At 29.9% G+C, this 13,106-nt stretch carries 12 protein-coding genes; 10 read left to right on the top strand and 2 right to left on the bottom strand.

Annotation, left to right across the window (positions count from 1 at the left end):
• The 6 genes from F1564_RS05250 (at nt 1) to F1564_RS05225 (ending at nt 7,836) form a co-directional block, all read left to right on the top strand.
• Entirely contained in the window at nt 1–1,101 is a 1,101-nt protein-coding gene (locus tag F1564_RS05250) for an ATP-binding protein (protein WP_018449969.1), read from the top strand.
• Between the two features lie 14 nt (nt 1,102–1,115).
• Nucleotides 1,116–3,395: a DUF5682 family protein gene (locus F1564_RS05245; protein ID WP_018449970.1), complete on the top strand. Its 2,280-nt coding sequence runs from the start codon at nt 1,116–1,118 to the stop codon at nt 3,393–3,395.
• A 76-nt stretch (nt 3,396–3,471) separates the two neighbouring features.
• Nucleotides 3,472–4,653 carry a VWA domain-containing protein gene (locus F1564_RS05240; protein WP_018449971.1) on the top strand — a complete coding sequence of 394 codons (1,182 nt, stop codon included), beginning with the start codon at nt 3,472–3,474 and terminating at the stop codon, nt 4,651–4,653.
• Nucleotides 4,654–4,929: 276 nt separating this feature from the next.
• Entirely contained in the window at nt 4,930–5,751 is an 822-nt protein-coding gene (locus F1564_RS05235) for a tRNA threonylcarbamoyladenosine dehydratase (protein ID WP_018449972.1), read from the top strand.
• A 34-nt stretch (nt 5,752–5,785) separates the two neighbouring features.
• Complete coding sequence (locus F1564_RS05230; RefSeq protein WP_018449973.1) at nt 5,786–6,742, top strand: hypothetical protein; 957 nt, start codon at nt 5,786–5,788, stop codon at nt 6,740–6,742.
• Between the two features lie 149 nt (nt 6,743–6,891).
• Nucleotides 6,892–7,836 (top strand): cell division protein FtsZ, encoded by a 945-nt coding sequence (locus F1564_RS05225; RefSeq protein WP_018449974.1) that lies wholly within the window; start codon nt 6,892–6,894, stop codon nt 7,834–7,836.
• A gap of 141 nt (nt 7,837–7,977) precedes the next feature.
• On the opposite strand, the gene F1564_RS05220 is transcribed toward F1564_RS05225, so the two are convergent.
• Together F1564_RS05220 and mscL are read right to left on the bottom strand one after the other, a co-directional pair.
• Nucleotides 7,978–8,472, bottom strand: coding sequence for a DUF5362 family protein (locus F1564_RS05220; RefSeq protein WP_018449975.1), 495 nt, complete (start codon nt 8,470–8,472; stop codon nt 7,978–7,980).
• 94 nt (nt 8,473–8,566) lie between these two features.
• The gene (mscL, locus tag F1564_RS05215) at nt 8,567–8,962 is read right to left on the bottom strand and encodes a large-conductance mechanosensitive channel protein MscL (RefSeq protein WP_018449976.1); all 396 of its coding nucleotides are present in this window, start codon (nt 8,960–8,962) and stop codon (nt 8,567–8,569) included.
• Between the two features lie 575 nt (nt 8,963–9,537).
• Here mscL and F1564_RS05210 point away from each other — a divergent pair.
• The 4 genes from F1564_RS05210 (at nt 9,538) to F1564_RS05195 (ending at nt 13,093) form a co-directional block, all read left to right on the top strand.
• Nucleotides 9,538–10,047 (top strand): PH domain-containing protein, encoded by a 510-nt coding sequence (locus tag F1564_RS05210; RefSeq protein ID WP_018449977.1) that lies wholly within the window; start codon nt 9,538–9,540, stop codon nt 10,045–10,047.
• Nucleotides 10,048–10,135: 88 nt separating this feature from the next.
• Entirely contained in the window at nt 10,136–10,678 is a 543-nt protein-coding gene (locus F1564_RS05205; protein WP_018449978.1) for a hypothetical protein, read from the top strand.
• Between the two features lie 51 nt (nt 10,679–10,729).
• Nucleotides 10,730–11,632 carry a UTP--glucose-1-phosphate uridylyltransferase GalU gene (gene galU / locus F1564_RS05200; protein ID WP_018449979.1) on the top strand — a complete coding sequence of 301 codons (903 nt, stop codon included), beginning with the start codon at nt 10,730–10,732 and terminating at the stop codon, nt 11,630–11,632.
• Nucleotides 11,633–12,298: 666 nt separating this feature from the next.
• Nucleotides 12,299–13,093, top strand: coding sequence for a M48 family metallopeptidase (locus tag F1564_RS05195; RefSeq protein WP_026231197.1), 795 nt, complete (start codon nt 12,299–12,301; stop codon nt 13,091–13,093).
• Nucleotides 13,094–13,106: the final 13 nt, after the last annotated feature.

The raw sequence follows: 13,106 nt of genomic DNA, 5'->3' as shown, positions 1-13,106 counted from the left end.
ATGGCTAAAAAAGAAGAATTACAAAGATTAACAGCGGAACAGATGTTTCAAGATGAAATTGATGCATTAATTAAGGCAGAAAAAAATCCAATACCTACTGGATGGAAAATGTCACCTAAGTCAGTGTTGACATATATTTGTGGAGGTAAAGCTGGAAGAAAAGTGATAACGCCTAAATATATTGGGAATAAAAGATTGGTTGAGATTGCAATTTCGACTTTGGTTACGGATAGGGCATTGCTTCTGATTGGGGAGCCGGGAACTGCAAAATCTTGGTTGTCAGAGCATTTGACGGCGGCGATAAATGGAGATTCGACACGAGTTATTCAAGGGACAGCGGGAACAACTGAAGAGCAGATTAGATATTCTTGGAATTATGCGATGTTGATTGCAGAAGGGCCTACAAAAGATGCATTGATACCAAGTCCGATTTATAAAGCGATGGAAGATGGGGCGATTGCTAGAGTGGAAGAAATTTCTCGTTGTGCATCAGAAGTACAAGATGCGTTGATTTCTTTGTTGTCAGAAAAAAGAATGAGTGTGCCTGAATTGAATGTAGAAATTCCAGCTAAAAAAGGGTTCTCTATTATTGCAACTGCGAATACTCGTGATAAGGGAGTTAATGAGATGTCGGCAGCGTTAAAGAGACGTTTTAATATTGTGGTGTTACCAAGTCCGAATACACTTGAAGCAGAGATAGATATTGTTAGAAGTAGAGTTACGCAACTTGCAGGAAATTTGGATTTAAATGCGAAATTGCCTGAAGAGGAAGTTATTGAAAAAGTTTGTACAGTATTTAGAGAATTGCGTCAAGGTGTTACGTTAGATGGAAGACAAAAGATAAAGCCGACTGCAAATGTGTTATCGACTGCAGAAGCTATTTCACTTTTAGCAAATAGTATGGCGTTAGCTGGAAGTTTTGGGGATGGAGAGATATCAGATTATGACTTGGCGGCAGGATTGCAGGGAGCTGTAGTAAAAGAAGATAGTAAAGATGGGCAAATTTGGGAAGAATATTTAGAAAATATTATGAAAAAACGAGGTTCAGAATGGCTAGATCTTTACAAAGAATGTAAGGCACTTAACAAAGCTATTAAATAAAGGCGGTGGAATAAATGAAAAAACAAAATGAAGTGAAACCGAATATATTTGGAGTTAGGCATTTTTCACCAGCTGGAGCACATTATTTGAGAGATTATTTAGATGAAATACAGCCAAAAATTGTTTTGATAGAAGGGCCTTCTGATTTCAATGAGCTTATTAGCGAAATTACTGGAAAAAATATCGTCCCGCCAATTGCCGTAATGGCTTACACTTTAGAAGCGCCTATTCAGACAATAGTGTATCCATTTGCAGAGTTTTCACCAGAATATCAAACTATTTTGTGGGCAAAGGAAAATGGAGTAGAGTGCAGATTTTGTGATTTGCCGTCTTCAATTTTTTTAGGTGTAGAAAGTGTAAAGAAAAATTTAGATGAGAATCCAGAGGGAAATTTGAATGCCTACATTTATAGAAAAATTAATGAATATTCAGAAGATTCAGATGATGAAGTATTTTGGGAAAGGGTAATGGAACAGGCTTCTGATTACAAGGCATATCGCAGTGGAGCGAGAGATTATGGAAAACATTTGAGAGAATTGACTTTATCAAATACGGTGTCTGATGCGAAAAACATTATTAGAGAGTCGTACATGTGTAAAGTCGTTTCCGATGTGTGTAAAGAAGGCTACAAAATGGATGAGATTGCTATGGTTGTTGGGGCTTTTCATGTTGAAGGAATAGAAAGTGGCAAATTTATTTTAACTGAAAAGGAAATTAAAAAATTACCAAAATTAGAATCTAAAAAAACGTTAATGCCTTATTCTTATTATAAACTATCGACTTATTCAAATTATGGAGCTGGAAATAAGGCACCAGGGTATTATGAATTTTTGTGGAATGGTTTAGAAAAAGAAGACCCATTTTTTGCGACATATATGTATTTAAGTAAAATTGCAGAATATCAAAGAGAAAATGGAAATATGGTATCGTCAGCTCAAATTATCGAGGCAGTTCATCTAGCAACTTCATTGGCAAATTTACACGATGGGAAAATACCGACGTTAAAGGATATAAAAGATGCAGCGATTACTTGTATGGCACACGGAAGCTACTCAGAACTAGTTTTAGCAATGGCGAATGTTGAAGTTGGAAAAAAAATCGGAAGTATTCCAAAGGAAGCTATTCAAACATCAATACAGTCTGATTTTTACAATTTATTGAAGGAATTGAAACTTGAAAAATATCGTTCATTAACAGCGACAGAAATAAAATTAGATTTGAGGGAAAAATTAAGGGTTCAATCAGAAAAATTAGCATTTATGGACTTGGAACGTTCGTTCTTTTTTCATAAATTGAGAGTTTTGAATATTTCGTTTGCAAAACTTATTGGGAATCGCCAAGAAAATACAACTTGGGCAGAAGAATGGATTTTACAATGGAAACCAGAAACAGAAATTGAAATTGTGGAAACAATCTTAAAAGGAGATACAATTGAATTTGCAACAGCTTTTGAATTGATGCAAAGAATAGAAGGTGCAAAAACATTGTCAGAAATGGCAGAGATAGTGAAAGATGCCTTCTATTGCGGAATGCCAAAAGCACTAGAAAAAGCGTTTCAAGCATTGCAAAATTTCATAACAGGCGACGTCCCTATTGATGAAATAGCCAAGACGATGTCAACTTTATCACTAATGCTTCGTTATGGCGATATCAGAAAATTAGATACAAAGGTGCTGATTCCTATTCTTGAGCAACTCTTTTTAAGAGTTTGCTTAATATTGCCAAGCGAGTCTTTTTGCGACAATAATGCAGCAGTAGAACTAGCTAAAAGTATAATAATAATGCATACTGTAATTGAAAATCATGATTTTTTAGATAGAGAAAGATGGTATTCACTTCTTTCAGAAATTTCAAAAAGAGACGATTTAAATACAAAAATCTCAGGACTTGCAATGGCTATATTATTGGAAGCTGGAAAAATTGATAATGAAGTACTTGGAAAAGAAGTCGAAAAAAGATTATCAAAAGGAGTTCCCGCAGATTTAGGAGCAACTTGGTTTGAAGGTCTATCGATGAAAAATCATTACACCTTAATTGCAAGACTTGGACTTTGGGAAAAACTCCAAAACTATATTTCAAACTTAGATGAGGAAGAATTTAAAAGAGCATTATTATTTTTAAGAAGAGCTTTTGCTGATTTTACTTCAAATGAAAAGCATGATATTGCAGAAAATATTGCAGAAATATGGGGCTTGAATAAAAATGATGTAAGTGCTGTAATAAATGATGATTTGGGAGAAAATGAGAAAGAAATAATTGCAGGATTAGAAGAATTTGATTTTGATGATATTTGATTGAAAATAATTTTTTGAAAGAAAAATTAAAAACTAGATAATTGATAAAAAAATAAAATATTAGGGAGGTGTAAAAATGGACTATAAAGAAGATATAAAACGTTGGCGATTAATTCTTGGAAAAGATACGGAAGAAGAATTTTCGTCTATGGATTCAGAAGCTCTTCCAAGTTTTACAGAGGAAGATTGGTTGATGGATAAGGCGTTGGATGCGATTTATAATCCGACAGGACAATTTATGGGTGGAGATTCTGCTGGGCGAGGACCATCTAATCCGCAAATTAGTAGATGGCTTGGAGATGTTAGGACTTTGTTTGATAAAGAATTGGTGAAAATTATTCAGACGGATGCGATGGAAAGATGTGGGTTGAAACAATTGCTTTTTGAGCCTGAAATATTGGATCAAGTAGAACCTAACATAAATCTTGCTTCAACAATTATGCTTTTGAAAGAGCAAATTCCACAAAAAAGTAAAGAAAGTGTTAGAAATTTCATAAAAAAAATTGTAGAGGAAATTAATAAATTGTTGGAAAGTGATATTAGAAGAGCAGTTAGAGCAGCACTTAACAAGAAACAACACTCGCCAATTCCATCTGCGTCATCTTTGGATTTTAAAACAACGATACGAAGAGGGATAAAAAATTACAATAGGGAATTAAAAAAAATTGTTCCAGAGCATTATTATTTTTTCGAGCGAGCAAGTGTTAATCCCACAAGTAAATTTACAGTCATTTTGGATATTGACCAAAGTGGATCAATGGGAGAATCTGTAATTTATTCTTCAGTAATGGCTTGTATTTTAGCAAGTATCGCTTCACTGAAAACACGAGTAGTAGCTTTTGATACTGAAATTGTGGATTTGACAGAAAAATCAGATGATCCAGTTGATTTGCTATATGGATTTCAGCTAGGTGGTGGAACAAATATCAATAAATCAATTAAATATTGTACAAAATATATTGAAAATCCGAAAAAGACAATATTTTTTCTAATTTCTGATTTAATTGAAAGTGGGAATCGTGGTGAAATGTTAAGAAGATTACAAGAAATGAAAGATTCGGGAGTAATAGTAGTTTGTCTTTTAGCAATATCTGGAGATGGGAAACCTTATTATGACTCACAAATGTCTGGAAAAATTGCTTCGCTTGGAATTCCATGTTTTGCTTGTAATCCTGAAAAATTGCCGTTTTTACTTGAGAGAGTGTTAAAAAATATGGATTTGAGTTCGTTTGAGAAAGAGTTTGAAAAGAAAAAATGAAATCGAATATAATAAAAGTAGATAATAAAATTTTTATATTTTGGCTATTTACATTTTTTAAATTTGTGATATAATAGGGGCGAAATTTTAAAAATTGAAAAGAAAGGTATGTGAGGAATAAAAGTCTAATTTATTTGAAATTCTGCTCTTTTTAAATAATAAAAAAGTAGAGAGGAAATAATAAAGATAGAAATTTAAAGATGCTGTTTTTATTCGGATTTTTATACTTTTGTAAATGACTAAAAATAAGTGTTGAAAAGGAGAAATATTTTAAATATGAATAATAAGAATCAGACATTTGCCAGATTTTCAATGATGGTTGGAGAAGATGGAATTGAAAAGTTGAATAATTCGAGAGTTATAGTTTTTGGAGTTGGCGGAGTTGGATCTTATACTGTGGAAGCTTTGGCGAGAGCTGGAGTTGGGCATATTACGATGGTTGATTTTGATGAGATTTCAGAATCAAATATTAATAGACAGCTTCATTCACTTAGAAGTACGATTGGGAAGTCTAAAGTTGAGGTCATGAAGGAGAGAATTTTGGATATTAATCCTGAATGTGAAGTTGAACTTGTGAAAAAACTGGTTGCTGATAATGTTGAGGAAGTTTTAGGGAATTTTGAAAAGGTTGAAAATTTTGAAGAATCAAAAGATTTGAATAATGGTAAGAAAAATTGTAAATATAAATATGACTTTGTTGTGGATGCTATTGATGTAATTGGAAGTAAGGTTAATTTAATTAAATATTGTGTAGAAAACAAAATAAATATTATTTCTTCGATGGGATTTGGGAATAAAATGCATCCAGAAATGGTAGAAATTGCAAAGATAAAAAATACATCTGTTTGTCCGATGGCAAGAACTATTAGAAGCATTTTAAAAAAGAAAAAGATTATAAATATACCAGTTGTGTATTCAAGAGAAATTCCAGTTAAACCTGACAAATCGGAATTATTTAAGGAAGAATTACCAACTGAATTTAGGGAGAATAATGAGATTCCGAGAAAAACTACGCCTGGAAGTAATTCATTTGTACCTGGAACAGCTGGGCTTGTGTTGGCTTCTTATGTTGTGAGAAAAATTTTAGAATGGGATTGATTTTAATAAAAAAGAAAAAAAGGAGTGAGATTAATTGGCAGAAAAAAATGAGGCTGTTTTGGCAGCAGAAAATGGAAAAAAATTGGAGAAAAATCAAAAAAATGATTTTCCAAAATGGGATTCTGAGAAAAAGAGTCTTTTAGTAAAAATATTAATTGTAGTTGGATTGGTTTTATGTATTTTTGGGATAATGGATAAAATTTTTGAGCATACAGTTTTTAATTTTTTTAAAAATTTAACAATGCCATATTTGGAAAAAACTTATGAGGAATCTAAAAATATGTTTTTAACACTGTCGCTTTTGAAAGGAACTACAGATATTATTGAAGGAAGCACGGTTAATGTCAGTATGATTGTTGGGATGGAAATTGAAATTGGAGATATTGTTCAGCCTATTTACGATATGATAAATATTTTGTGGAAAGTGTCGCTTGCGAGCGTTATTATATTGAAGCTGGAAACGATTTATTATGAAATTTTTAAGGTAAAATTGGCTACGATCTTGACGTTTATTTCACTAATTACAATTTTTCCGTATACAATTTATAAAAATAAAGTTACAAAAATTTTTAGAAAGATTTCTAAATATTCATTTTTCATATTGCTTTATATTTACATAGTTTTACCAAGTGCAATTTTTATAAATTCAACAATATCGAGATATTTTGAAAAGGAATATAAAGAGCCTGCAATTGTTGAACTAAATCAGGATCTGGGAAGGCTGAATAAAGTGAAAGATGAGATGCTTTCACTAGATCAGTCTAAAAGCATTTTTAACATTCCAGGACAAATTGACAGTGCTAAAGTTAAAATTGATAATTTTACAAAGGAAATAGATACTATTTCAAAGGATTTAGTTGAGGATGCACCAGTTATTATTGGAATAATCTTGCTTACTTCAATAGTATTTCCGTTGCTGATAGTAATTTTACTTTATGTGGTTACGAAGTCGATTGTTTTTGAGAAGATTGGTGGAGTTGGAAAAAAATAGTAAGAAATAAGGATGAGGAGTTGCAGTTATTAAATTAACTGTAATTTTTTTCTCCCTTGAAATACTACCTTTAATTTGATAAAATATAACTATAAAAAGTTTAATTTTAATGTTAAAAATCTTTAATAGAAGGGAGATTTGCATATAATTTGTATTTGCAAGATTGGGATAACGGTATGAAAGATAAGATGAATATGAAAGTTATCGGAATTGGCGGGATGGGAATAAACTTTGTTAATTTTATGATAGCTTCAGGTGTGAAGAAAGTCGAATATATAACGATTGATACAGATAGTGAAAATTCTGGGTTGAGCCATGCGGAAAAGAAAATTTTTTTAGATACTGGTGTTAAGGAATGTAGCAGAGAACAGGCTGAAAGAGTGGCATTGCAGTGTGAAAACCAGTTTCAGGAATTACTTTTGGGGACAAATATTTTATTTTTGATTTCAGGAATTGGTGGATCTACTGGAAGCGGAATAATGCCTGTTATTCTTGAGATTGCAAAAAAACTAAAAATTTTTACTATTAGTATTGTTGCACGCCCGTTTTATCTGGAAGGGTTTGAAACTTTGAAAATTGCAAATACAGGAATGAAAAAAATTGAGAAACTTACGGATAGTTTAATTATTATTCCAAATGAAAAATTGTATAACTATATTGATAGGAAAGAACCGCTTGGATCTGTTTATAATACAGTAAATCTGATTATAAAGGAAGGTATTGAAGGTATTGTAAATGTTTTAACTGAGGTTGGATTTATGAATATTGATTTTTTTGATGTAAAAGCAGTTCTTCATAATGCTAAGAATACGATTATTAGGGTTGGAGAAGGCAAGGGAGATAATGTTGTTGAGAAAATAATTGAACAGCTTATAGAAAATAACTTGTTTGAAGGGAAATTGGAAAATGCTAAAAGAATTTTAATAAATTTTACGACAGGACCAAGTGTTTCGCTTGTGGATATTGGAAAAATTACAGAAAGAATCTCAGATATTGTGAAGGATAAAAATGTTAACCTTATATGGGGAGTCGTAATTGATCCAAGTTATGATGAGATTAGAAAGATAAAAACAGTTGTAATATCAAGTGTTTAATTTTTTAGAAAATCTTTAAATTAAAATTTTAAGAATTGAGGGTGTAATTTTTTTGTAATTATAGTTAAGAATCCCTGTATTATTGGATTTATATCTATGTTACAAAAAATTTGAACACTCTCAATTTAAGATTAAACTTACTTAAAAGCTATCATTGGCTAAAGCACCTATTACACATAACATAAGGAAACTAAAAAAAAGAATGCCTATAATAATGCTGACTATTATAAAAATAATATATAATTTTAAAGCTTTGGACTGCTCATTGAAATATGTTTTTAATTGTTCTCCGTTTTTTGTAATAAGAGTGTCTTCCAGAGCATTTGCCGATTTAAAAAATTTTATTGAAATTATAATAGTAAAAATTCCAAGAAATAGTATTATTATTTGAAAAACACCTACTATAATTCCTAAAATTGATAAAACTTTTATTACGGTTGCCATAAATTTTATGTTTTTTACAGTTAAATCATCTAGGGCTAGGGTAACTGAGCCATTTTCATTATTATTAGAACTAGAATAAAAATCGCTGGAATTTGAGCTAAAGTTATTTATTACTTGATTTCTTATTCTATCTAACTCTTCTATATCATGACTTGAATGACATTGTTCATTTTTATTATTTTCAAAATCCATAATAACCTCCACAATACTTTAATAATATTAAATTTAATAAAAAAAGATTAGACGGAATAATTTTTCTATTCCGTCCATAAACAATAGCCTTTGATTATTTATTTTTCAAAATGTCTCTAATTTCAGATAATAATACTTCTTCTTTTGTTGGAGCTGGCTCAGCAGGTTCTTCAACAACGGCAGGTTTTCTTAATTTATTTACAAATTTTACCATAATAAAGATAACAAAAGCCATAATAAAGAAATTAACTATATTTTGAATAAATAATCCGTATTTTACTGCAGCTTCAGGAGTTGTTCCGCTAGCAGGCGTAATAACTAATTTTAAATTTGAAAAATCAATTTTTCCTAAGATTATTCCAATAACAGGCATAATTACGTCATCAACTAATGAAGTTACTATTTTCCCAAAAGCAGCTCCGATTATAACTCCTACTGCAAGATCCATTACATTTCCTCTTGATATAAATTCTTTAAATTCTTTGAACATTAAAAATAACTCTCCTTTCATATATATCGTTAATTATAATGTATTTTTTCAAAAATTGCAACTTTTATATGTTATTATTTGAAAAAAATAAAATAAAAAATGAAATTTCCTTTGAAGAATTTAAAAAGATTGGTTAAAATATTGCAATTAATATTTGCAATTTGAAAAAACTGCTATAAATTTTGTAAAATAGAAAATTTTGATAAATAATTCCAATTAAATTATAACTTGTCTTTTAAAATTTTCATTTCTGTTCCGTTGAGTTTCAAAAATATTTGTGATAAAATAATATAGCCATTGAAAAGAGAAGGGCTATAATAAATAACCCTTATTTTAAGAAAAATTATATAAATCAATTGTAATGTTATAGTATAATGATGTAAATAATAATTTAGGCGATTGCAAAAGTGATAAAATAAATAAAGATAGTATTTTATCTAAAAATATTAGAACTTTATTGAAAAAATGCTGGAGAAAAATGGTAACAATTAGAACTATAAAAGTATTGCAATCATCAAAAAATTTTAGTCTGTTACAAATGGCTAAAATGATAATTTGAAAGGAGATTATAAAAAATGAAAACTTTAAAAGATATAAAACAAATGTTATCAAACTGTGGAGCGTATATTGTTGGGACAAAGAAAGAAGTTAAAGAATTACCAAATATTATTGGAGATGATGAAATTATCACTTATGCTACTTCAGGATGGTATGATGGACATACGTGGTTAGTTGTTTCAACGAGTAAAAGGATTATTTTTTTAGATAAGGGAATGTTATTTGGTGTAAATCAGATTGAGATTCCACTTGGTAAAGTAAATGCAATAAAATATAAAAAGAGATTATTCATGGGAGAAGTCGAGATATGGGATGGCGCTTCAATGTATAAAGTAAAAAATATATCAAAGAAAACTCTTATTCCATTTGTAAATGCTGTGAATGATTCAATAGGAGAATTTGAGAAATCACAAAAATCTTCAGGTTCGTCTGTTGCAGATGAGCTAGTAAAATTAAAAAAATTAATGGATGAAGGAGTAATAACGCAAGGAGAATTTAACAAAAAAAAGAAAGAACTTTTAAAATAATAGATCAAAAATATTTCATTAATTTCTAAAATTATGATATAATTAAGCATATCGTTAATTAAATTATATTTGGAAGGATGTAGGTAAAATGAAAAAAATAGTATCATCACTTTTATTTTTATTAGGAATAGAAGGATTTAGTAATACTTGTAACTTTACAAATGATCCTGATCCTTTTTTAGATAGAGTTATTAAAAAAATTCAAGCTGAAAAAAGGTCAAATGATATTTTTTGTGATAGAGATAGTATAAAAATGGCTTACTATACAATTGAAAATGAAGATTACAATGCCAATATAGGAGTTGCTATAAAAGCTACCCCAACAACTACAAATGATGAGTTTAAAAAAGAATTTTATAAAAAATTTAATGAATATAAAAACTTTTTTACAAAAGTTGATACAAAAAACCTTGGAAAAGCTCCACTGCCAGATAAGGAAATCGTACGATTTTATGTACAGTTTCCAGATGAAAAAAGTATTATTATAATTGGAAAATATGAGTATGACTTAAAGACAAAGGAATATCAAATGATAGCTAATTCAAAAGCAAAAGAATATTTTGATAAATTAAATTTATTTGAGCCGTTAGCAATAAAAGTTAGTTATTCAGACGATGGACATATATTTTAGTTTTCAAATTTAAATTGAAATGATATTCTTGAATATAACAGGAGGTAAGTTATGGGCGTAAAAAAAATAAGAAAAGCCGTTATACCAGCAGCAGGACTTGGAACGAGAGTTTTGCCTGCTACAAAGGCACAACCTAAAGAAATGCTTGTAATTGTAGATAAACCAGCATTGCAATATCTTGTGGAAGAGCTTTTGGAAGCTGGAATTGAAGAAATCTTAATTATTACTGGAAGAAATAAAGGATCAATTGAAAATCATTTTGATTATTCGTATGAATTGGAAAGAACTTTGGAAGAAAATGGGAAAAAAGATCTTTTAAAAGTGGTAAATCATATTTCTGAGATGTCAAATATTTATTATGTGCGTCAGAAAAAGCCATTGGGATTAGGACATGCAATAAGCTGCGCAGAATCTTTTGTGGGAGATGAGCCATTTGTTGTGCTCTTAGGAGATGACATTATTTACACAGATAGAGGGAAGGGGCAGTTTCCTGTAACACAACAGCTTATAGAAAAATATAATGAACTGCAAGGTGGAACAATTTTAGGTGTTCAGGAAGTTCCTCACAAAAATGTTTCAAAATATGGAATAATAAAACCATTGAAACAAATTGATGAGAAGACAGTTGCTGTGGAGGATTTTATTGAAAAGCCATCAGTTGATGAAGCTCCGAGTAATCTTGCCGCATTAGGACGTTACGTATTAGAACCTGAAATTTTTTCATATTTAAAAAATACAAAACCTGGAAAAGGTGGAGAAATACAGCTGACAGATGCAATTTTGACAATGAAAAATAACGGCGAAAAATTATATGCCTATAATTTTGATGGATTGAGATACGATACTGGAGATAAATTTGGGATGTTTGTTGCAAATGTCGAGTTTGGACTTAGACATGAAGAGTTAAAGGATAAAGTAAAAGAATATTTAAAAAATCTAGTAGATAAATTATAATTTTTGAATTTGTGAATTATGCCAGAATACTCGCAACTTTAGTCGTGAGATGAATGGCATATTTTTTGTTTACAAAAAATTTTAAATAATACATAGATTGTAAATGTACTATGAAGTCATATTGTTTTGAATCGAGCCAACAGGACACTAATGTCAGAGATGGAAGGCTTGTCCGTTAAAGTCGAGGAAATTAGCTAATATTTGAATACTAGATATTCAACAATATTTAAAAAAAATAAAAAAGAAACTAAATAGTATTTAAGAGAATCTCATGGCTTTAGCCATGATAGATAGTTAATAAAATAGTGGTAATTGAGAGTATAAAGAAGAAGTCAGTTAGTTAGTCAGTTTAAACTTTAACTTTATGCTCTTTTTTTCTTTTTTTTAACAAAATAAAGTGAAATGAATGTGTGTGAATAAATAATGTAAATTGGATAAAGATGTATAAAACAAGTAATAAATAATCAATAATTAATTATCTAATTAAAATAAATATTATCGGACTTTATTTTTTTAATTACTCTTACTAATTTAATCATATAATTATAATGATGAAAGTAATAAAAAATTGAAACATTATATTTTATATGATATAATTAACAACAAAAAATCTAAAATAATAATAAATAAAAATTACAAAAAAAATAAAGAAGGAGTTTTAAAATGATAAAGAAATATTCAAAAATATTATTTTTAATTACAGCATTAACAATAATTTCCAGTTGTACAGTAGCACCACTTACTGGAAGAAAACAAATAAAATTGGTAAGTGATGAAAGTGTTGCACAAGAATACGTTTCCACATATAGAGAATTTATTCAACAGGCTGGAGCTAAAGGACTTTTGGCAAACAATACGGCTGATGGACAAAGATTGAAAAGAATTGGTGGAAGAATGTCGGCAGCAGTTGAAAAATATCTGAATGAAAATGGAATGTCTAAAAAAATATCTGGTTTGCAATGGGAATTTAATTTAATAAAAACTAATGAAATAAATGCATTTGCTATGCCAGGTGGTAAAATTGCTTTTTATACTGGAATATTACCGGTTTTAAATAGTGATTCTGGAATTGCTTTTGTAATGGGGCATGAAATTGGACATGTTATTGGAGGACACCATGCTGAGGCTTCGAGTAATAGTGCTCTTGCTGGAATTGCAGCAAGTGTAACAGATGCAATAACAGGTGGCAACATTGTATCTTCTCTTGTTTCAAGTGGACTTTCTATTACACTTTTAAAATTTAACAGAACTCAGGAATATGAAGCAGATAAGTATGGAATGATATTTATGGCAATGGCTGGTTATAATCCATCTGAAGCAATTACAGCTCTTGAAAGAATGGATTCGATAGGTGCAAAACAAGGTGCAGAAATTTTGTCAACACATCCATCTGGAAAAAATAGAATTGAAGCAGCTAGAAAATTTTTACCTGAAGCAATGAAATATTATAATGCAAAATAGATAATTATAAAGA

The organism is Leptotrichia shahii (assembly GCF_008327825.1).
GTDB lineage: Bacteria > Fusobacteriota > Fusobacteriia > Fusobacteriales > Leptotrichiaceae > Leptotrichia > Leptotrichia shahii.
This window is presented reverse-complemented; position numbering and strand designations above follow the sequence as displayed.

What these genes read in the sequence shown, in the direction of transcription:
- F1564_RS05250 (WP_018449969.1), top strand. Translation starts at nt 1, where the DNA reads ATGGCTAAAAAAGAAGAATTACAAAGATTAACAGCGGAACAGATGTTT.
- F1564_RS05245 (WP_018449970.1), top strand. Translation starts at nt 1,116, where the DNA reads ATGAAAAAACAAAATGAAGTGAAACCGAATATATTTGGAGTTAGGCAT.
- F1564_RS05240 (WP_018449971.1), top strand. Translation starts at nt 3,472, where the DNA reads ATGGACTATAAAGAAGATATAAAACGTTGGCGATTAATTCTTGGAAAA.
- F1564_RS05235 (WP_018449972.1), top strand. Translation starts at nt 4,930, where the DNA reads ATGAATAATAAGAATCAGACATTTGCCAGATTTTCAATGATGGTTGGA.
- F1564_RS05220 (WP_018449975.1), bottom strand. Translation starts at nt 8,472, where the DNA reads ATGGATTTTGAAAATAATAAAAATGAACAATGTCATTCAAGTCATGAT.
- mscL (WP_018449976.1), bottom strand. Translation starts at nt 8,962, where the DNA reads ATGTTCAAAGAATTTAAAGAATTTATATCAAGAGGAAATGTAATGGAT.
- F1564_RS05210 (WP_018449977.1), top strand. Translation starts at nt 9,538, where the DNA reads ATGAAAACTTTAAAAGATATAAAACAAATGTTATCAAACTGTGGAGCG.
- F1564_RS05205 (WP_018449978.1), top strand. Translation starts at nt 10,136, where the DNA reads ATGAAAAAAATAGTATCATCACTTTTATTTTTATTAGGAATAGAAGGA.
- galU (WP_018449979.1), top strand. Translation starts at nt 10,730, where the DNA reads ATGGGCGTAAAAAAAATAAGAAAAGCCGTTATACCAGCAGCAGGACTT.